Consider the following 20,280-nt stretch of genomic DNA (forward strand, 5'->3'; position numbering starts at 1 on the left):
AATAGAGTTACTCCCATCATAACGCCATGCTTCTTCGTTGAGTAGCTTTGTTTTCGATATCCAAAATCTGGAACAACTGTGGGGCAAGCTTAGTCACCGTAGTCCGCTAGAAGCGGAAGTGCAGCGAAATGAGATTGTAACGGTCACGAAAGTACCTTACAGGCTGAAAAGGGGGCGATTGTGGGGAAAACCGCCTTTTAATGGTCGCGGATGTCCATTAGAATTGTGAATAGGTAAAAATCAGCCTCTAAAGGTCAGCTGTGACCGTTAGAGACAGGTCCTTTCCGTATCTGGAAGAATGGAAGATATCTTCCATCGTTGTGATATACGGATTACTGCATCGGTCTATTCCTCTTTTGTTGTTGGGTAGGACTTTCAACCGTACAGGATTGGCAGATGTTTTCCAGTTATAGCTATCCATTCATTTGTCAAGCACTGATTGTGGTGTTGAGCCAAAAAAGAAATTAAAAAGAAATCAAAAAATGATCTAAAAGTCAATGGGAGGTCTGGAAAATGAAAGCGAGTCCAAAACGTTTATGGATTACTTACTCAATGTTATTTGCAGTGCTTACTATGGTATTTATATCATCGGGATGTTCCAATTCTAACAAAGCCGGGAAAGAAACAGAGAGCCCGGCACCGGTCAACAGCGCCAGTACTGAACCAGTCGATACAAACAGCTTTAAGTTTCCTGTAGATCCAGGAAGTGTGACGCTGAGAGTAGGTGTTCAGGACAGCTACTATGCTCCTGCCAGCTTGGCAAAGAATTTGCCGGTTTTCCAGGAAATCGAGAAAAAGACGGGTGTGAAGATTGAATGGGAAGTAACACCGCCGGCCCAATTTGCTCAAGCCATAAAGCTCAAGCTGGCTTCGGGGTCGGGCTATGGGGATGTCATTCAAGCTCCTTCCGTTGAGGACATGGTCAAATACGGAAGTGAAGGTATATTCATTCCACTTGAGGGATTAATTGAAAAATATGCGCCAAACATCAAAAAATTAATGGATGAAGACCCTAATATAGCGATTAATCACAAATCCCCTGATGGCCATATCTACGGGATATCAACGTTAAATTACTCCCCGCAGCAGACGACATGGCTGCTCCGCCAGGATTGGCTGGACAAATTGAATTTAAAGGCTCCGGAGACGGCGGAGGATTGGCTTAAAGTGCTGAGGGCTTTCAAAACACAGGATCCGAACGGCAACAATAAGCAGGATGAAATTCCACTATCTATTGCCGGGAACGATGTGACCGGGGGGATTAATACACTTGCCTATTTCAGCAATGTTTTTGGTCTTCACTTACCCGGCGAATGGTGGGCGGACGAAAGCGGTAAAGTTTCGTACGAATGGATCGACGATAAGGTAAAGGATTGGCTAGCATTTGCTAAAACGCTTTATGAGGAAAAGTTGCTCGACCAGGAGTTTGTTGTCAACACGAGCGACAGGGAAACAGCCAATATTAATAACAATTTAGTGGGCACTGTGCTCAAGCATGCAGGCAATATTCCGATCATGCAATCCGCCATGAAACAGGCCGGAGTCTCTTCGCCCAAATGGACCGCAACGATTCCCGCCAAGACCCAAAGCGGTGAGCAATTTATCGTAGGCTATCCTTTGACAAGCACTTATGTTGCTATCAGTAAGGAAAACAAACATCCAGAAATAACCATGATGTGGCTTGATTATTTGTTAGGTACAACGGAAGGCAGACGTTATATGACGCTTGGGATTGAGGGCGAAAGTTATGTTGTGGAGGACGATAAAATTAAGTTCACCGATGCTGCTCTACATCCGGAACCGGGAGTCGATTATCTTCGTTCCCTTGGAGCCAACTCCATATTGCCCAGACTGACGGGCTTTGAAAACGAGGAGGCATACTGGATGGCTACAGATCCAAAGATGTGGGATCAAATTATGGACATGCAGAAATTTGTCGTGCCGCCATTCCCAACCCTGATATCCACCGAGGAAGAGAATGCAGAGATAAACAGTATCTTGACGGATATGGACACCTACAGGCAGGAAATGCTGCTGAAAATGATCACGGGTAAAGAAAGTCTGGACAAATTCGAAGACTATAAGGCGCAAATGAAAAAGCTTGGCGTAGACAAATTGATTAGCATCAAGCAGAAGCAGTATGACAGAGTGAAATAACTATAAATAACTATAAATAACTTAAATAACAACAGGTATTATTCAACCAATTGCTGTCCAGCGCAGTGTTTACCTAGTTGCATCGTTTGCACTGCGCTGGATCGCGATTGATAGGAGGATTTCATGCGTTCACATGCTCAGTTGCTGAGAGGGTGGCGGAGGGACAAATATTTGTGGCTGTTGGTTTCTCCGGTGCTTATCTACTATGTTGTTTTTCACTACATTCCTATGTACGGAATCACAATAGCCTTTAAAGATTTTACTGCTGTTAAAGGCATATTGGGCAGTCCGTGGGTCGGGATGAAGTGGATGAATCAGTTTTTCGACTCGATGTATTTCAACAGACTCTTCTTTAACACGCTCAAACTGAGCGTTTACAGTCTTTTATGGGGGTTCCCCATCCCGATTCTATTTGCGCTGCTGCTCAACGAGGTGAAGGATGGTTTATTTAAGAAAGTTACGCAAAGTGTGAGTTACTTACCGCATTTTATTTCAATTGTTGTTATTTGCGGGATGATTCTTACTTTTCTTTCACCGAGTACCGGCATCGTCAATATGGCGATTCAAGCGATAGGTCTTGAACCGATCAATTTCATGAGTGAATCAGGCTGGTTCCGTACGATTTATATCGGTTCCGGTATTTGGCAGCAGTTTGGGTGGAGCTCGATTATTTATATTGCTGCCATGGCTTCGATCAACCCTGAGCTTTACGAGGCATCCACCTGCGATGGTGCGGATCGCTGGAAGCAAATGTTTCATATTACACTGCCAGGTATTTTTCCGACGATTATGATCTTGCTGGTACTCAGCTTCGGCAGTATCTTGAGTGTTGGTTTCGAAAAAATCATCCTATTGTATAACCCCACAACTTATGAAACGGCAGATGTCATATCCACCTACGTGTACAGAAGAGGACTGCTCGGCTCCGAATTCAGCTTCGGCGCAGCCGTATCGTTGTTTAATAGCGTGATCAATTTTGTTCTTCTAATTACTTTTAATTGGCTGAGTAAAAAATTTACAGAAGTATCCTTGTGGTAAAGGGGCATTGAAATGATACACAAACGAACAACCAGAGAGCTCGTGGAAGATGGGCTGATCAGGATTATCCTTTTACTAGCGATTATTGCGACTGTATATCCGTTTCTTTTCGTTCTGAGCTTGTCCGTAAGCGATCCATTGGAAGTATCCAGAATGTCGGTGTGGCTGCTGCCCAAAGGCTTCTCGTTGGAAGCTTATAAAACTGCTTTTAACAATCCGGATATGTTTATATCGTATTATAATACAATCTTTTATACAGTGACTGGCACCACATTAAACGTATTTTTGACGGTTTTAGCCGGATTTACACTAGCTAGACGGACGTTTGGCGGCAGAAATATCGTGATGATCATAATCGTGTTCACTATGTTTTTTAGTGGAGGACTCATTCCGGAATATTTGTTAGTTAAAAATCTGGGTTTGTACGATACCCGTTGGGCCATTATTTTGCCTACTGCAGCTAACGCGTTTTTCATCATTATTGCCAGAACTTTCTTTCAAGGTATACCGGAGAGCTTGTATGAATCGGCTTTTATGGATGGGGCTAACGATATGACGATTTTACAGAAAATCGCGATTCCGTTGTCGAAGCCGATCCTTGCGGTGCTGACGTTATTTTATGCGGTTAATCATTGGAACAGTTATTTCCCATCGCTGATTTACTTATCCAAAGCAAGCCTCCAGCCGATCCAAATCTATCTGATGAAGCTGCTTATTCAAGCGGACAACACGCAGGCATTGGGTTCTTTGGAAGGTGTCGATAGGATGCTTCAATCCTTGCAGATCAAATATGCAGTCATCATTATTGTCATCTTGCCGATTGTAATGATTTATCCATTGCTGCAGCGGTTTTTTATTAAGGGAGTTTTGATTGGTTCTATCAAAGGATAATTAGGATAATGGATTTTCCAAAGAACATTGGATTTTCCTGAAGGGGGGGATGCCAGAACCTGTCAAAGAATAGAGAAGTGCGAGGCGGAGCTGGGTCGAGAAATCACTGCGAACTTCATAAGAAACGGTAAATCCAAAGGAGGAATATGGTATGGATGACAAAAAAAGTGTAAATTCGAAAATGACCCGAAGGAAGCTGCTGGCATCGATCGGCATGGCTGGTGTGGCTATAGCAGCGGAAAGCGTACTGCCCAAATCCATGAATCGTACAGCGAATGCTGAAGCAACAACCGTTACGAACGCTGTTTATGGAGATCAGGCTTCATTACTTGGAGGGGGCACGAACAGCTATAGTGGATTGGCTGGTGGGATATCGTGCGTAGAGACGGCTAACATCGCCGATTTGCGCTCTTTGCTAGCGCCTACTGTCGGGACGATTTATTATGTAACCGATTATGGACAGGAAGGTCATTTCTATTATGATTCAGCCGATAGTGTCTCTGTTGACAACACAGGCACTATACTTGTTTCCTCTGGCGGGGCGCGCTTTAAGCGGATTTTCGACCGCTGCTCCGTGGACGTGAAATGGTTTGGCGCCAAAGGCGATGGTTCAACGGACGATTCCCTGGCGATCAATAGTGCAAACGCTTTTGCAGCCTCGATCGGAGCCCGGCTGGTCTTTCCGGCAGGTACATATCAGGGATATCTCTTAACGCCAACGACTAGCTGGGCGTCGGAATGTGGGGCGACCGTGCGGAACTCGCGAAACGACTTGACTTATGCCAATGATGACAATCGCAAATTTGCAAGGTGAATGAGGTCAGCAACATTAGTTTCGAAGGATTGACTTTCGACGGCAACGTAAGCAACGATCCGACGAATTGGGGAAGCGGAGCCTATAACGCCTTTACCGGGGCTGTAGGGTTGGTTTTACTCAACAGCAATAACATACGCATCAAGGCCTGCACGTTCCGGAACAGCATGATGTCGGGTATTCGTATTCAAAGCAGTTCTTCGGTGACCGTCGAAGAGACCAAAGTTAGCCATGCACGGGGCAATTTCGGCGACGCCATATACGTGGAGAAATCTAACGATATACGTTTCGACCGTTGTTCGGTTGAAGATTATACAAGAATCGGATTCGTCACCGAAACAGGCTCCTACAACATCTCGTTCTCCCAATGTTATGCCAAAAACGGTCACCACGCTTCCAAGCTGTACGGCGGTGCTGAATATAATGCCGGATTCTGGTCTGAAAACTCACAAAACGTTACATTCTCACAATGTGTCGCTGAAAATAACACGCACCGTGGTTTTGTTGCGACAACGGGACCGTTAACGGTTAGCACTGTCATATCCGCCAGTTTCCACTTCCAGTCCTGTTTGTCTATTAATAATCGCTCTGTAGGGTTTGCAATGGGTACATGGACTCTGCATCCTGTTCATGTTTCATGCAGTAATTGTTCCTCGTATGGTGCGGAAAAGGGCTTTATGATGACGATTTATAATCATAACGATACCTTTACGTTAGACGGCTGCTATGTATATGTCCCGTCCAACAATACCGTGGATACCGTAGCTTATGCGGTTCAAAACTTTGAGTTAGGCACCGTATCAACCACTACACCCAAAATCGCGCTGACGAACTGCGTATCTGATTGCGGGGCAATGGACTGGTCCAAGTTTTCATCTACACAGCATGATTCTGCGGATTTCGCCTGCATCGCTGAACCGTATCCTAACCGGGTAAGCGGCGGAGGAAAAGCGAATATTACGATTGATAATTTCGTGAATGCGAATCAGGGTGCTTCTGTGGTCATCAAGTCCCTCAAAGGGGCGCCGAGCTTCAAAATCAGCAACAGCTATGTGACCATTCCTGTCATCAGTGATTTCACGGATTTCCAATTATCGAACTGCAGATTGACTACGCTTTCACATTCATTTGGCGGTACGGGCTGCTACGGCACGATGTCCATGTCTAATTGCGTAGTCCAGGGAGACATGAAGGTCGTCACAGGCGAGAGAATTATTTTGGATTCGGTTCATTTCCGCAGCTGGACGGGCAAAACCATAGAAATAACCCGGTTCACAGGCAATATGGTCCGGATTTCGAATTGCCAGTTCGAGAAAGATATTGCTGCTTCTGACTATGTGCTGAAATTGACGGGCTCGGGCTCCTTTAAACCGCCAGTCATTATCGCTAATTGTACGTTCTACAACAGCCCGAATGTAGCAGCGCCTAGCAAATCGTTTATTTATACCGTTGCCAGCGGGATTTCGCCGATTTTTTCCGGCTGCTTCTCGGACGATTCAGTGCCTAATTTGCTGAGTACAGGAGGGGTGTTAAGCGCTCCGTCAGGGAATATGCTGGTGACCATGCACTAAGGAGATAAAAAAAATGCCGTGTGGCGTCCTTAGAGGAGTGTGTTCGAAACTCTGGAGCGTTGCGGGAGGGAAGGGCTGTAGGCTCCAGCCGCTGTTAAAGATTTGTTCCCTTGATTGGAATGGATGAGGAGGTAGGAACAAATCTTTAAAGGCGGACGCTACCGCTCTTCCACCCACAGCCCTTCCCTCTTCTCAGCTACAATCGCACGAAGCGTACGAACACCTAGCTCAAACGGACTGCCAGCATGGGTTTTTCTCTGGCTCGGAGGAGATTTCCCGCGTGCTAAGGCCGCAGGAACGGAAGACCGCGCGCCAGCTGAGAAGGATCTGCTACAGATCTCTACTTTAACGATGATTTTTTCATCGTTAAAAGCATACGTTCCACTCCACAACTTGACTTTAACGACCTACAGGAATGCTTAAGTGCAGCACCCGCTCATTTCCCTCTCATTTCGGCGGAGTGCGGAGTGCGGGTGGTTCGGGGTAGGCTCTTCTTTTGCGGGGACCCCGAAATTATTAAATTCTACATGTGTAAAAAAAACTGCCTCCGGCTGTTAAGCGGGAAGCAGTTTTTTGGAATTTGTGCTGTAGTTGTGATCATTTATTCTACGGAGGTGTCGCCAACTATCCCTGTGCTGGAAGGCATTGAGATCGAAACAGCTTGATCCAACACTGGCTTGTAAGCAGAACCTACATAAGTAACGAGTTTAATTTCGGTAAGGACTTGAGGGTACATTTTATCCGGATCTGGCAGCACGGTTTCTGTGTGGATGATGGCTTCGCTGCCATTGAAGGTAATGCCAGTCACGATAAATCCATATCCTGGATGTGGAGCTTGAGCGGATATAGTTATTTCATTTACTTTATCATTAATGGCCTTACTTTCCAGCTTCATATCGGTTAGTGGGTTTGGTTCAGGCTGCGGATCCGGGCCAACTGGTGTATTAGCGACGAATTCCATAGCATCGAACAGCCAGCTAGCGGCTTCACCACGGGAGATTTCTGTTTTTGGAGCAAACTTTTGCTCTTTGTCCAGTTCAGCAATATGCGTAATGAGCAGCTTTTGCACGCTGTCGGAGTAAGCAGGTGTAATGTCCGCTTCGTCTTTTACCATAATGAACTGCATCGTATAGGCATGATCACCATTAGCTTCCATAGCGCGGAAAAGGTGGTGAGCAAATTGCTCTTTGGTCATCAGTTGATCGGGTTTTACATCCTTGGGTATATCCAGACCATTGACATGTGCGATAATGAACGCCTCCGAATACCAGGCTCCATCCTTCACATTCGTGAAATAATCACTGGCAAGCGGAGCTTTATTAAACAGGAAGCGGGCAAAGCTGACATCTAGGCCCTTCACGATCATGGAAACACCTGCGGCATAAGTGAGCTTACCGTCCGGATTGAATTTTCCGTTAGCTTCTCCGGATAGAATTCCTGCCTTTTTCAGTGCTTGGATTTTCTCAGCATGGGGGCTCGACTGGATGTCGGAGAAAGCCCAAGCGGATTGTGCCATAGTGAAAATAAGCATGATTGACATCGCGAGCAGCATCCATTTCTTTTTCATTAACACTTCACCTCTTTGGAATTTTTTTTGGAAATATTTTACTCTAATGAGTAGTTGGTTTCAAACTTCTGGTCTTTTGCAGCTGCATCCTCTTAGACGGACCCCTTATAAAAAAGGTTGCATCTGTTATCCCGGTTTTCAATTGTCTGGGACTGTGGTACACTTTTAGAAAAACGTAGCAGGCAAGGTGGTCTCATGGCAGCAGACAAGGAAGAATTGACGCGCTTCGGGGTGTCATTCCCAGTTCCTCTAATTGAACAGTTTGATCAATATATTGTTGAGCAAGGCTATACGAACCGCTCGGAGGCTATCCGGGATCTAGTCCGCAGAACGCTGCTGGAACCGTCCAGGCTTCAATCGGAGCAAAGTGTTGCGGGTACTATCGTTATGGTGTACGATCATCACATTAGTGAGCTGCCTTTATACTTAATGGAGCTGCAGCATAACTTTCACCATGATATTATTTCCACGATGCATGTTCATTTAAACCATGACCAATGCTTGGAGATTATCGTGGTCAGAGGGAAATTGAACCGGCTGCGCAAGCTGCATCAACAGATACAGGTGCAAAAGGGAGTGCTTTACGCTGATCTTTCTGTTACATTCCTGGAGGAGCAGACGGGCGAGCATGGGAATGAACATGGACTTGGTCATAAGCATGGACATGAGCACGAGCATCTGTAATTTGCAGCCTATTTTTCAACCTATAATTGATAATGCTGAAAGTCCTGCTAACTGAGCACAATCTCGCCCGGTAGCAGGACTATTCGTTTTGGAATGGGGTAAAAAATTACCAAGTGGATCCGGCATTGCTACAATTACACGCCCCAAGAACAACGCCGTGATTGATCCCTTGCATTCGTTCGAAATTCCGCGAGCAAGTCAGGTTTCCATAGACGAAAAGATCCGTCTCGGCTCGCTTCAAAAGCGTAACAAGCATGACCTTCGTATGATTCAAACAGTGGATTTCAAGGGGAACCTGTTGGTGCTGGTCACCAACCGCTTTGATCTGGCTTGCGATGAAATTGGAGAAATGTACCGCAGTCGCTGGGAGCGTACAGGGCCAAAGAATAGTCGGATGACGTAAATGCACTTAAATACATAATATTTCCTAATGGAGTGGAAAATATGGAAAACAAAAAATTAATCAGCGAATTCAAGAAAGTGATTAATAAAATAAAAAAAGAAACGATTAGTGAAGATGATATTAATGAATGGTATGATCTAATAAAAGAAAGTATACAAAATGATATTAAAGACGGAAATAAAGATACTATTGCTAGAAATCTAACTCTTGGAATAGGTGTGCATACCGGAGAATATCCTAAACATCTAATTTTAAATGGTGAAAAAGAAGGCTGGAAATATATCACTCGGTTTCTTTTGTGGGAAGAACATATTCTACAGAAAATTTTTGATTATAAAGAAGTTACTCCTAGAACGATAGGGTGTATCATAGGCTTATCGGTAATATGGGAAATGAATAATTTGGCAAAAATATCCAGAAAATATTTTCAATTATTATTTGAAAGCAATAAAGATAAATACGCTCAAAAAGAAACTCATCATTTGTTTATGGCACTATTATACGATCTATACAATACTGAGAAAATAAATCAGGAACTGTATGCAATATTACCGGAGCAAAATGTGTATAAAAAACTTCTTGACAATTGGTATACCACAGATGAAAAACTGTTGGGAAATTTGCTTTTTGAAATTTGCGATTTTCATATTTATAGTTCGTTGGATCTAAAAAATAAATTTTCAGAAATTCTATCAATGAATTATATACCTTATGATGTTCGGCTCATCGAAAAAATTAGAAAAGATCAAGGATTAATAACTTTTCAAATAGAACATCCTTTGCTAGAAACCCAGCTCGCTAATATTCCTGAAAATAAATATGAATGGGACTTGTCAAAAGATGAAGTATATCAGTATTTATTAAGAAGAGAATAAAAAATAAGGAGAGAAACAGAAAGCTAACTTAGCTCAGAAATGCTTATTGATGTTAAAATAGGGACCAGATTGTATTTCGAATTGATCCTCTTGCTTTATTAACTCTTGCATAAAAGAAGTGAGTGTTCCAATAAATTTATGGACTCCCTTGATATGATAAAAAGTGCTTGTTTGTTCAAATTCATAGATTTCATCTGTAGGTGAATACAAATAAATTCTTTTTCCAAGTCCAATTGCAATTCCTAATTCAACGTGGCTGCTTATTCCGGCTGGCAGTAAAATAACAAGAAAGTCCGATTGTACGATCGCTTCTTTTTCCTTTTCACCGATTGTAGATAGTGCTTCCAAAGAATTAATATTTTCGTTTTGTGTCCAATCATATGTATGCGTATAACCTTCTAATTTTAGCTGGTTGGACAGTTCTCTTACCTTATCTATGTTCTTAAAACTGGATGCAATATAAAAATTCATAATTATCCTCCTCGTATTGTTGCTTTAAACCTATACATCACCCCAATCAACTTCTTGCATATCGATTGATTTGTCAATACAACCATTAAAATTAAAGTAATATTTTCCGAGTAAATTTCCTGTGAGTTTTTGATTCATTTTTTTGCAGCTGTATTCATGTATTTTTTGATCTTCTTTAACTGCGTATGGATCTTTTGTAAGATCTATATAAATAGTAATATTATTTTTTGAATCAATTCTAACTTTATGAGGTATAGGGCCGCTATCAATTCCTGAGATCGAAGTTTCGAATTCTACTTTTTTTCCATTCTTGTAATTTTTCCAAAAACAATTCCTTTTAGAAAAGTCATAATCACGGTGAGTATCTCTCCCGCATGAAAGATAGCCATCGCTATTGAGGGTTGGAGTATCTGCAATTAATCTGAAAGACAAAATAATAGTTCCATATAATACTAGCAATGCTATTGCAATCACTTTTATGTATCGTTTCAAAATTAATATCGCCTCCTTCAAGGATTTGCAAGAAGATGAACTCTTCGGCACAGGAGGACGAGTTCTTCTTTTGAAGCTAGGATATCACATTTCTTTGAAATATGGTAATATTGGGTAAAAGATGCATAGAGATGGAGATAACGATGAGAAAAAAAGGAATTTTTCAAGCTCTCCTCACAGGATTTATATGTGTATTTGCTTTTTATGCATTTCAGGTTTTACAAGGGATGTATCTCACGATGAAATATGTGCCTGATATTGCCAAAGCTTATGAATCCGTTGATTATTTGCAAAATAAAGTATCATTTGGAGTTAGATACAATCCAGTGTGGGATGTTATTGAGTTTTTGGGATTGATGTTACTTGGCATGCTTGTTTATTATATGGGGAGGGTGCTGAGACGAAAGTATTTTTCGGGCAGGTACAGATGAGTAACGGATAAAATAAAAGGAAGCCGCTGGAGGCTTCCTTTGTGTAGGTATGATTACTGAAATTTACCGCTGATTTGTAAGCTAGCCCTTCTTTTTCAGTAAAATATTAACGATCGTGTCGAGCTGGATCTCCAGGGAGTAAGGGTCTTCCATTACAAATTCATCGTTTAATGTACCATACATATAGACCTGGTTGTTCTTGACAGCGGGGAGCCCTTTCCACAACTGGCTGTTCAAAATCTGCTCCGAATCTTCTTTAGAGTTCACATATACAAATACATGATCGCCCAAATATTCAGGCAAAACTTCCAGGGAGATCAAGGCGTAACCTTCGGGCATATTTAAAGCCGCTTTAGTAGGAGGAAGCTGCAGGCTCTGATAGATTGTAACACTGCCGTAGTTGCCGCCTTTGGCTGCCAGTGCATAGATCGCCTTTTCTCCGATCTGAATAACAGATACCGTCTCCCCGTCTTTAATGATGCCTTTGATTTTTTCTCTGGCTTCCGCAGTCTTTTGTTCATACTCTGCTATCCATTGGTCCGCTTCCTTCTCTTTACCGAAAATTTCGCTGATTCTTCTGAATTTCTCCAGAGGTCCTGCAGTAGATTCGCCTTCCCAGTAGGGAAGAAAAACGGTCGTTCCGATTTTCTCATATTGCTCAATGGTTTTTTCTAACGATCCGATAATTAAGTCCGGCTCGAGATCGGCCAATTTCTCCGGATTCATTGGAAATCCGCCTAAATCCTCAATGCCTGAGAGCGTTTCTTTGGTGATGCCCGCCTTCTCCATCCAGCCTTCATTCAGCATATAAGTTCTGACACCTGCAGGGACAATTCCCAGCTTTAATAGCTGCCCCATATACTGATCTGACGCCACTCGCTTGGGTTCGGCTGGAACCTCTACATCACCTTTCAAAGTAGATACGATTCTCGTTTTTGCTTCAGGTGCTGCTTCCTGCCCACCATTAGGATTGCTGGAATTCACAGGTGTTTCTACATTTTTAGTCGGTGTTGGTGAGCCCCCGCTTAAATTATTTGTGCTTGAGCATGCGCTCAGCAGTAACGATACACATAACAAGGCTGTTAATGCTGATGTTTTAACACTTCTGTACATGGTTCTCTCCCCTTTGTCCTTCTCGTGATAATGATTATCAGAATCATTATACAAATTCGAGATGCCGGGGAGAACGGCAAATCTTCGCTTGGAAGATGGCAAATCTTCATCCTGATGCCCAGAATGATATCCGGATTGATGTTTAGCCTTGTACTGGGCAGGGGATAATCCCTTGTACTTTTTGAAGCTGCGGCTTAACGAATGGGCATCTGGAAACCCTACGCGATCAGCGATTTCTTGCAAGGTAGCGTCTGTCTGCAGCAGCAGCTGTGCTGTCCTGTCAGCCCGCACCTGACCCAGGTAATGAATCGGGCTTGTCTTCAATTTATCCTTGAATAGCTTGGATAAATGTCCAGCACTGCATTCCAGTGCTAGCGCTATTGATTCTAATGTAACGGGGCCGCTGAAGTGTTCGCAAATATAACGGATGGCCTGTGCCACCAGATCAGGCTTCAAAGGTTTGACTCCTTGATGATGCAATTGCCGCAGCAGCTCATAGACGAACTGATAAAACAAGGATTTGACATGAAATTTCTCAAGTGTATTAGACTGCTGCCATTCCATATCCATCTGTTCCAGCTTAACAAATAAGGATAGCGGATACTGTGGGGCAAAAGCATAATAATGTTGAAAAGGATTGCTTCTCTCCATAAGCTGCAATAGCTCTTGACGGCAGGGCAGAGGGAGTGTCGCCTTATAGAATATCAAATAATATTCAAACTTATCATCGGCTATGATGTCCAGGCATAATCCTTTACCGCCATGAAGAACATGGAAATGCTTCGCCATATGAATATTCTGATCCAGCCACACCCGGGCGCTGCCACGCACTGCATACAAGAACGCGCTGGCCGGCAACCGGTAGGAGCGCAATTCCTCTTCCTGGGCCATTACCGTATGGCGAATATCGATCACTTTTATAAAAGCATGATTCCATAAACATATATGGTCACTTAAATTCACTCCACCGTTCCACTCCTTATGACCCTAACTATTTGCAGTGCTTTCTTCAGGGCACAATGTACTTAAATCTATTATAGTTGATAATGATTCTCATATACAACCCAACTTCTCTCAATCTTCTAGTATTTTCTAGTATTCCCCGCGAATTTGTGCTACAATTTATTAGATTCGTAACACGGTCATGTTTGTACATACTAAAATTAACAGAGATACGGAGTGGGAGATTTGAAGCTGCAAAGGTTTAAGTGGATGTTGATGATGAGCATGGTATGCTGTCTGATAGTGGTGGGCTGTTCGTCCAAGACGAACGAAGTGAAAGAGCCAAAAGAGACGAAAGAGCAGATAAAGGGAGCGAAGGATGAGCTGATTCTAGCCGTTGGCTCAGAGCCTGAGGCAGGTTTTGATCCTACGACGGGTTGGGGGCGATATGGATCTCCTTTGTTTCAGAGTACACTGCTGAAGAGAGATAATGATTTGAAGATCACGAATGATCTGGCTAAAAGCTATGAAATAAGCGGCGATGGCAAGGTATGGACAGTGAAGCTTCGGGATGATGTGAAGTTCTCTGATGGGCAGCCTTTAACTGCGGCAGATGTTCAGTTTACATTTGAAACTGCGGCTGGCAGCGGCACGGTGATTGATTTAACGAATATGGAAAGCGTGAAGGCCACTGATGATTATACGGTAACATTTACGCTAAAAAAAGCGCAGTCTACTTTCATTAGTTTGCTGGTAACGACAGGTATTGTTCCGAAGCATGCTTATGACAACAATTATGCAGAGCATCCAATTGGCTCAGGTCCCTTTAAGCTCGTACAGTGGGATAAGGGGCAGCAGGCAATTGTTGAGGCTAACTCTTTATATTATGGCACAAAGCCATTTTTCAAAAAAATGACCTTTTTATTTTTAAACGAGGATGCTGCATTTGCTGCGGCTAAGACGGGACAAGTGGACGTATCCTATATTCCCTCGGCATTTAGTAAGCAGAAGGTTTCCGGAATGCGTATTGAAGGGCTGCAATCTGTGGATAACCGCGGCTTTACTTTTCCTTATGTGAAATCGGGCCAGAAAACGAAGGAAGGCTATGCGATCGGCAACGATGTAACTGCAGACCCGGCGATTCGTAAAGCGGTCAACGTCGCTATTGACAGGAAGGCCTTGGTTGAAGGTGTGCTTGAAGGCCACGGAACGCCTGCATATACGGTAAACGATGGTTTGCCATGGTGGAATCCTGAGACAGTTTTCACAGACGCTGATACGGATGGGGCCAAACAACTGCTCGCCGATGCAGGATGGAAGGATCAGGATGGAGACGGCATTTTGGAAAAGGGATCGTTGAAAGCTCAGTTTTCACTGATCTATCCTTCTGGAGACGTAACGAGACAGTCGCTTGCCTTAGCAGTCGCAGACATGATTAAGCCGATCGGCATTGATGTGAAGGTTGAGGGCAAAAGCTGGGATGATATGGCTACCTTAATGTATTCCAATCCCGTTCTTTTCGGGTGGGGCAGCCAAGATCCTTTGGAGATGTATAATTTGTACAACAGTCAGTATGCAGGGGTCGAATATTATAATGTAGGCTATTACAACAACCCTGTTGTAGACGATTGGATGAAAAAAGCTTTAGAGGCAGGAAGTGAGGAAGAGGCCTGGGAGTTTTGGAAAAAGTCACAGTGGGACGGTCAGACGGGCTCCAGTGCAAAGGGAGATGCGCCATGGGCATGGCTCGTTAACATTGATCATTTATATTTGGTGAAGGACAAGCTTGATATTGGCAAGCAGAGAATACACCCGCACGGCCATGGCTGGCCGATTACGGATAATATTGAAGAGTGGAATTGGAAGGAATAGAGCGATAAAATTGTGGCAGGGTGAAAGATTTTTTGAGAAGAGGTTTTGTGATGCGGCATAGGTTGCTGGTGTTTTTGGGGCTGAAGGCAGTGCGGTTAATCGTGCTGCTGTTTGCCGTCAGCTTGATTGCCTTTATGCTGGTGAGCCATTCGCCGATTGATCCGATTCAAGCTTATGTAGGTGCGGATGCAATCCGGGTAAGCCCCGAGCAGCGGCTGCAGATTGCCGAGTACTGGGGTCTGGATAAACCGCCTGTCGAGCAATTTATGCGGTGGGTCTCAGCAGTAGCGCGTGGCGATCTGGGCACATCGATGATTTACCGGCTTCCAGTTACAGAGGTCATTCAGGAACGCTTTCTAAACTCGGCTGCCCTTATGGGCGCGTCCTGGGTGCTGTCTGGCGTTATCGGGTTTGCTGCTGGCGTGCTGGCGGCGATGAAAAAGGATACATGGATCGACCGCATTATTAAATGGTACTGCTACACGCTGGCATCCACGCCTACTTTTTGGCTGGGGCTGCTGCTGTTGATTGTTTTTGCCGTATGGCTGGGCTGGTTTCCGGTCGGTTTAGGAGTTCCCGCAGGTGTGCTTGCTGAAGAGGTTACGTTTGCGGACAGAATTGGGCATATGATTTTGCCTGCATTGACTTTAAGTATTGTCGGTATTTCTACCATCGCCCTGCATACCAGACAAAAGCTTGTTGATGTACTTGAGAGTGATTATGTGCTGTTTGCCCGGGCCAGAGGAGAATCAGGGTTCCGTTTGTTCTGGAGACATGGCCTGCGAAATATTGCGCTGCCTGCTGTATCGCTGCAGTTCACTTCGTTTAGCGAGCTATTCGGCGGAGCTGTTCTGGCAGAGCAGGTTTTCTCCTATCCGGGATTAGGACAAGCGACTGTGGAAGCCGGCTTGCGCGGGGATGTCCCGCTTTTATTGGGGCTCGTTCTATTCAGTGCTTTGTTCGTATTTATGGGCAATTTCGCGGCCGATCTTACTTATCGCTGGATTGATCCGCGGCTTGGGGGAGGAGCGGTTCGATGAGCTTGAATTGGTCTAAAAAGAAACCAGGCAGCGGCTCTCAATCCCATTTTAAAGTCAATTCCAGAGGCCATGCAGGGCGCAATATCAACCAAAGAAAAAGGACATTAATCGTCTCCATGTTTGTGGCTGTTTGCTTAGTGGCAGCATGGCTGGGCGGAACGCTTATTGATGCGAAACTGTTCTCAACCCGTCTGGAGCTGCGCAATCTGTTTCCCTCTTTGCAGCATCCTTTCGGCACGGATTGGCTTGGCAGAGATATGTTTGCGCGCACCCTCAAGGGTCTCGCTTTGAGTATTCAGGTCGGCTTGATCGCTTCTGCCTGCAGTTGCATAATCGCCGCTGCGCTGGGGCTCGCCGCTGCATTAGGAAAAACAGCAGACGCCATCGTATCGTGGTTGATTGACTTGTTTTTGGGTGTGCCGCATCTGGTCGCGCTTATTTTGATTGCCTTTGTTTTCGGCGGGGGCATGAAAGGTGTAGTGATCGGGATTGCGCTAACGCATTGGCCAAGCCTGGCTCGTGTCATCCGGGCGGAGGTGATGCAGCTTCGTTCAGCGGAATATGTGCTGATTTCACGGCGTTTGGGCAAATCGTGGTGGTGGGTTGCCTCCAGGCATATGCTGCCGCATTTGGTTCCACAGCTTTTTGTAGGACTGCTGCTGCTGTTCCCACATGCGATTCTGCATGAAGCGGCCATCACCTTTATCGGCTTGGGGCTATCGCCGCATCAGCCGGCTATCGGCATTATTCTTTCCGAATCTATGCGCTACTTGTCAACCGGGATGTGGTGGCTGGCCTTTTTTCCAGGACTTTGCTTGCTGCTTGTAGTCCGCTCGTTTGATATACTGGGAGAAAGCTTGCGAAGGCTGGCGGATCCGCGCCGGTCACAGGAATGAATGCTCTTGTAGGTGGGACGGGAGAAATAGGTGGAAAATAGGCTGGAAACAGGTATAAAATAGGCATAAAATAGGCGGAAAAGTGGGCGGAAGAAGGAGGTTGGTATCCATGTCCGTGCTTGAAGTGGAGCATTTATCAGTTTCATTTACCCGTTATACCGGAGGCTTGCAGCAGCAAAAAGTCGAGGTTATTCACGATCTGCAGCTTCGTATTGACGAGGGGCAAATCGTCGCAGTTGTAGGCTCCAGCGGTTCAGGAAAAAGCTTGCTTGCTCATGCGATCATGGGCATACTTCCTGGCAATGCTGTTATGACCGGATCGATGCGGTACAAGGGGGAGCCGTTGAACGCCGCCAGGCAGGCAGCTCTGCGTGGACACGAAATTTCGCTGGTACCGCAATCGGTCAATTATCTTGATCCGCTGATGAGCGTCGGGGCTCAGGTGCGGGCATCGGTAAAACATAAAGACCCGCTAACCGAGCAGCGGAAAGTATTTGAACGCTACCAGCTGGCTCAAGGGGTAGAGCGGCAGTATCCGTTTCAGCTATCGGGAGGGATGGCACGGCGGGTGCTTCTCTCAACAGCTACGATAAGCGGTGCCCGGTTGATTGTGGCAGATGAGCCAACGCCAGGTCTTCATCATGAGGCTGCGCAGGAAACGCTGCGTCAGCTAAGAGAGCTGGCGGATGAAGGCTGCTCAATTCTTATGATCACTCATGATATCGAGTCGGCTCTGCATATCGCTGATAAAGTCGCCGTGTTCTATGCGGGAACTATTGTTGAGGTTGCCTTGACAGCTGATTTTGCAGGTGATGGTCAGCGTCTGCGGCATCCCTACAGTCAAGCGCTATGGCAGGCGCTGCCACAAAATGAATTCAAGCCGATTCCAGGTGTTCAACCCCTTCCTGGAGAGCTGCCTGCAGGGTGCTTGTTCGCTCCGCGGTGTGCTGTGGCAGCTGCAGACTGCTGCGATAAGAGGCCGGATATGCGGGAGCTGCGCGGCGGAACGGTAAGGTGCTTTCATGCTTCTTGAGGGGAATAATCTTGGCGTTCGTTATGGCAGCGGTCCTTGGATATTCAGAGAGGTTAGTGTGAGTCTGAGGCAGGGTGAAGTGGTTGGTCTAGTTGGCCCAAGTGGAAGCGGCAAGACGACTTTGGGCCGTCTGCTCGCCGGCTACGACAAGCCGCAGGAAGGCAGTGTTGCTTTGAACGGAGCGCCGTTTGTACAGCGCGGCTATCATCCTGTGCAACTGGTGCTTCAGCATCCGGAGAAAGCAGTGAATCCACTTTGGCGGATGCGCCGCATTTTGCAGGAAGGATGGGCTCCCGATCCAGCTTTGCTGGAAGCTCTGGCTATTGAGCAGGCATGGCTGGACCGGTGGCCTAATGAGCTATCCGGCGGGGAGCTTCAGCGCTGCTGTGTAGCTAGAGCTTTAGGGCCTGAAACACGGTTTTTGATTGCTGATGAGATGACTGCGATGCTGGATGCGATCAGCCAGGCGCAAATCTGGAGCAGTGTGCTCGACATTGTACAGAAGCGCAATCTGGGTCTGCTCATCATAAGCCATGAGCCGCATTTAATCCGAAGGCTTTGCAGCAGAGTGATAGAATGGAAGGATTTAATAGGGGTGAGGACCTAAAAAGGGGAAAACTCGGAAACACTTCAGGTGGCTGTAAACAGACACTTGGAGTGTTTTTGATGCGCCGCGCGGGCGTTTTTTCTTCATATAGGATTTTGGATGGAATTAATTTTCCAAGGGAATCAGAAAGGAATCGCGTTTTTCCATACTTTCCTTATCCCCACTAACCCTTTGCCTCAGGAAAAGAAATTAAAAACAACCTTAATGCAATCTCAAAGCAACCTCAAAAGCAACCAAAAGTAACCAAAAGAAACCTCAAAAGTAACCAAAAGAAACCTCAAAAGTAACCAAAAAAACTAAAAAAAGCAAACCAAATTAAGCAAAGAAAAAAACAAACCAAAAGGCAACCAAAAAAAAGAAATCTCTGCTGAAGTCCGTTAGAGCGTGACAGGTTCGGCACTTCGAAGCTGAAAGGGAAGGAATGTGGGAGAAAATGCAATAGTAGCAGACCGTCTTCTTCGAAATGACCATGTGCTTGATTTAACGATGTTTTTCATCGTTAAATCAAGTGTTCCAGGTCAATTCGTTACTTTAACGATGATTTTCATCGTTAAAAGAGGCCGGATGGCCTCTCAGGGTGGCTAAAAGGGATTTTAACGATGTTTTTCATCGTTAAAGTAAGGATGTGGAGAGGACTGGTGCTTTTAACGATGAAAAACATCGTTAAAGTAGCAGGTCCTTCTCAGCTGCGCGCGCTCTTCATCCCCAGCGCTTGCGCCAGCTAGGAAATCTTCTCCAATGAAGGGGGAAACCACTTGATTGGAGTCCGTTTGAGCTTGGTGTTCGTGCGATTGTAGCTGAGAGAGGGAATGGTTGTGGGCGGAAGAGCGAAAGCGTCCGCCTTTAAAGATTTGTTCCTACCTCCTCATCCATTCCACTCAAGGGAACAAATCTTTAACAGTGGCTGGAGCCCACAGCCATTCCCTCCGAAACGCTCTCACGTCACGAACACGGAGCTCAAAGGACGCCGCAAAGGCGTCCTTCCTTATTTCCCTTTATTTTTCAACCGCAGGGATTCTGGCAATCACATCAATTTCCACCAGGATCCCGTCTAATTCAGCGCCTATGCAGGATCTAGCGGGCATCGGTTGGCTGAAAAAGGTTGTATATACGCTATTAAATGCGTCGAAATCTTTTAAGGTAGCTAAGAAAACATTCACTTTTACGACATCATCCATCGTACAGCCAGCGGCCTCGAGAATATGGGAGACATTTTGCAAGGTAAGCTCTGTCTGCTGCTCGATTGTGCCTTCCACGATTATATCCGTGACTGGATCCAGTGGTCCTTGTCCGGAAACAAATACGAAATCTCCTGAAATAATAGCCTGAGAATACGGTCCGCTGCCAACGGATGCCGCATTTGTAGAAACAGCCTGTCTCATA

At 45.2% G+C, this 20,280-nt stretch carries 20 protein-coding genes; 15 read left to right on the top strand and 5 right to left on the bottom strand.

Going from position 1 to position 20,280, the window contains the following annotated elements; translation table 11 throughout:
• The first annotated feature begins 513 nt into the window (after positions 1 to 513).
• From J2Z66_RS41070 to J2Z66_RS41090, 5 genes are all read left to right on the top strand, one after another.
• Positions 514 to 2,157 (top strand): extracellular solute-binding protein, encoded by a 1,644-nt coding sequence (locus J2Z66_RS41070; RefSeq protein ID WP_209979656.1) that lies wholly within the window; start codon positions 514 to 516, stop codon positions 2,155 to 2,157.
• 123 nt (positions 2,158 to 2,280) lie between these two features.
• Positions 2,281 to 3,195 carry an ABC transporter permease gene (locus tag J2Z66_RS41075; protein ID WP_209979658.1) on the top strand — a complete coding sequence of 305 codons (915 nt, stop codon included), beginning with the start codon at positions 2,281 to 2,283 and terminating at the stop codon, positions 3,193 to 3,195.
• A gap of 12 nt (positions 3,196 to 3,207) precedes the next feature.
• A complete protein-coding gene (locus J2Z66_RS41080; protein ID WP_209979660.1) occupies positions 3,208 to 4,086 on the top strand; it encodes a carbohydrate ABC transporter permease in 879 nt (292 codons plus the stop codon).
• Positions 4,087 to 4,237: 151 nt separating this feature from the next.
• Complete coding sequence (locus J2Z66_RS41085) at positions 4,238 to 4,900, top strand: putative phage tail protein (protein ID WP_209979662.1); 663 nt, start codon at positions 4,238 to 4,240, stop codon at positions 4,898 to 4,900.
• On the top strand, positions 4,897 to 6,471 hold the full coding sequence (locus tag J2Z66_RS41090) for a right-handed parallel beta-helix repeat-containing protein (protein WP_209979664.1): 1,575 nt from the start codon (positions 4,897 to 4,899) through the stop codon (positions 6,469 to 6,471). Before J2Z66_RS41085 ends, J2Z66_RS41090 begins: the two co-directional genes overlap by 4 nt.
• A gap of 601 nt (positions 6,472 to 7,072) precedes the next feature.
• On the opposite strand, the gene J2Z66_RS41095 is transcribed toward J2Z66_RS41090, so the two are convergent.
• A complete protein-coding gene (locus J2Z66_RS41095; RefSeq protein ID WP_209979666.1) occupies positions 7,073 to 8,038 on the bottom strand; it encodes an S-layer homology domain-containing protein in 966 nt (321 codons plus the stop codon).
• 195 nt (positions 8,039 to 8,233) lie between these two features.
• Here J2Z66_RS41095 and nikR point away from each other — a divergent pair, with 195 nt between their 5' ends.
• The 3 genes from nikR to J2Z66_RS41110 all read left to right on the top strand — a co-directional run bounded on the left by nikR (position 8,234) and on the right by J2Z66_RS41110 (position 10,000).
• A complete protein-coding gene (gene nikR, locus J2Z66_RS41100) occupies positions 8,234 to 8,722 on the top strand; it encodes a nickel-responsive transcriptional regulator NikR (protein WP_209979669.1) in 489 nt (162 codons plus the stop codon).
• An 88-nt stretch (positions 8,723 to 8,810) separates the two neighbouring features.
• A complete protein-coding gene (locus J2Z66_RS41105) occupies positions 8,811 to 9,125 on the top strand; it encodes a hypothetical protein (RefSeq protein WP_209979671.1) in 315 nt (104 codons plus the stop codon).
• A gap of 41 nt (positions 9,126 to 9,166) precedes the next feature.
• Positions 9,167 to 10,000, top strand: coding sequence for a hypothetical protein (locus J2Z66_RS41110; RefSeq protein ID WP_209979672.1), 834 nt, complete (start codon positions 9,167 to 9,169; stop codon positions 9,998 to 10,000).
• Between the two features lie 33 nt (positions 10,001 to 10,033).
• Here J2Z66_RS41110 and J2Z66_RS41115 read toward each other — a convergent pair whose 3' ends face one another.
• The gene (locus tag J2Z66_RS41115; RefSeq protein ID WP_209979674.1) at positions 10,034 to 10,471 is read right to left on the bottom strand and encodes a TIR domain-containing protein; all 438 of its coding nucleotides are present in this window, start codon (positions 10,469 to 10,471) and stop codon (positions 10,034 to 10,036) included.
• 30 nt (positions 10,472 to 10,501) lie between these two features.
• Complete coding sequence (locus J2Z66_RS41120) at positions 10,502 to 10,963, bottom strand: hypothetical protein (protein ID WP_209979676.1); 462 nt, start codon at positions 10,961 to 10,963, stop codon at positions 10,502 to 10,504.
• A 143-nt stretch (positions 10,964 to 11,106) separates the two neighbouring features.
• Here J2Z66_RS41120 and J2Z66_RS41125 point away from each other — a divergent pair, with 143 nt between their 5' ends.
• On the top strand, positions 11,107 to 11,394 hold the full coding sequence (locus J2Z66_RS41125) for a hypothetical protein (RefSeq protein ID WP_281068952.1): 288 nt from the start codon (positions 11,107 to 11,109) through the stop codon (positions 11,392 to 11,394).
• 81 nt (positions 11,395 to 11,475) lie between these two features.
• On the opposite strand, the gene J2Z66_RS41130 is transcribed toward J2Z66_RS41125, so the two are convergent.
• Entirely contained in the window at positions 11,476 to 13,470 is a 1,995-nt protein-coding gene (locus J2Z66_RS41130) for an AraC family transcriptional regulator (protein WP_209979680.1), read from the bottom strand.
• Positions 13,471 to 13,725: 255 nt separating this feature from the next.
• Between J2Z66_RS41130 and J2Z66_RS41135 the strand changes: the two genes are divergently transcribed.
• The 6 genes from J2Z66_RS41135 (at position 13,726) to J2Z66_RS41160 (ending at position 19,482) form a co-directional block, all read left to right on the top strand.
• The gene (locus J2Z66_RS41135; protein ID WP_209979682.1) at positions 13,726 to 15,321 is read left to right on the top strand and encodes an ABC transporter substrate-binding protein; all 1,596 of its coding nucleotides are present in this window, start codon (positions 13,726 to 13,728) and stop codon (positions 15,319 to 15,321) included.
• Between the two features lie 50 nt (positions 15,322 to 15,371).
• Positions 15,372 to 16,361, top strand: coding sequence for an ABC transporter permease (locus J2Z66_RS41140; protein ID WP_209979684.1), 990 nt, complete (start codon positions 15,372 to 15,374; stop codon positions 16,359 to 16,361).
• Positions 16,362 to 16,477: 116 nt separating this feature from the next.
• A complete protein-coding gene (locus J2Z66_RS41145) occupies positions 16,478 to 17,257 on the top strand; it encodes an ABC transporter permease (RefSeq protein WP_245376230.1) in 780 nt (259 codons plus the stop codon).
• Positions 17,258 to 17,366: 109 nt separating this feature from the next.
• Positions 17,367 to 18,290: an ABC transporter ATP-binding protein gene (locus tag J2Z66_RS41150; protein WP_209979689.1), complete on the top strand. Its 924-nt coding sequence runs from the start codon at positions 17,367 to 17,369 to the stop codon at positions 18,288 to 18,290.
• Positions 18,280 to 18,897: an ABC transporter ATP-binding protein gene (locus tag J2Z66_RS41155; RefSeq protein ID WP_209979691.1), complete on the top strand. Its 618-nt coding sequence runs from the start codon at positions 18,280 to 18,282 to the stop codon at positions 18,895 to 18,897. Before J2Z66_RS41150 ends, J2Z66_RS41155 begins: the two co-directional genes overlap by 11 nt.
• Before the next feature lie 423 nt (positions 18,898 to 19,320).
• Positions 19,321 to 19,482 (top strand): hypothetical protein, encoded by a 162-nt coding sequence (locus J2Z66_RS41160; RefSeq protein WP_209979692.1) that lies wholly within the window; start codon positions 19,321 to 19,323, stop codon positions 19,480 to 19,482.
• A gap of 410 nt (positions 19,483 to 19,892) precedes the next feature.
• Here J2Z66_RS41160 and J2Z66_RS41165 read toward each other — a convergent pair whose 3' ends face one another.
• Entirely contained in the window at positions 19,893 to 20,279 is a 387-nt protein-coding gene (locus tag J2Z66_RS41165) for a Rid family detoxifying hydrolase (RefSeq protein ID WP_209979694.1), read from the bottom strand.
• Position 20,280 lies beyond the last annotated feature (1 nt).

The organism is Paenibacillus eucommiae (assembly GCF_017874215.1).
GTDB classification, from domain to species: domain Bacteria; phylum Bacillota; class Bacilli; order Paenibacillales; family NBRC-103111; genus Paenibacillus_AI; species Paenibacillus_AI eucommiae.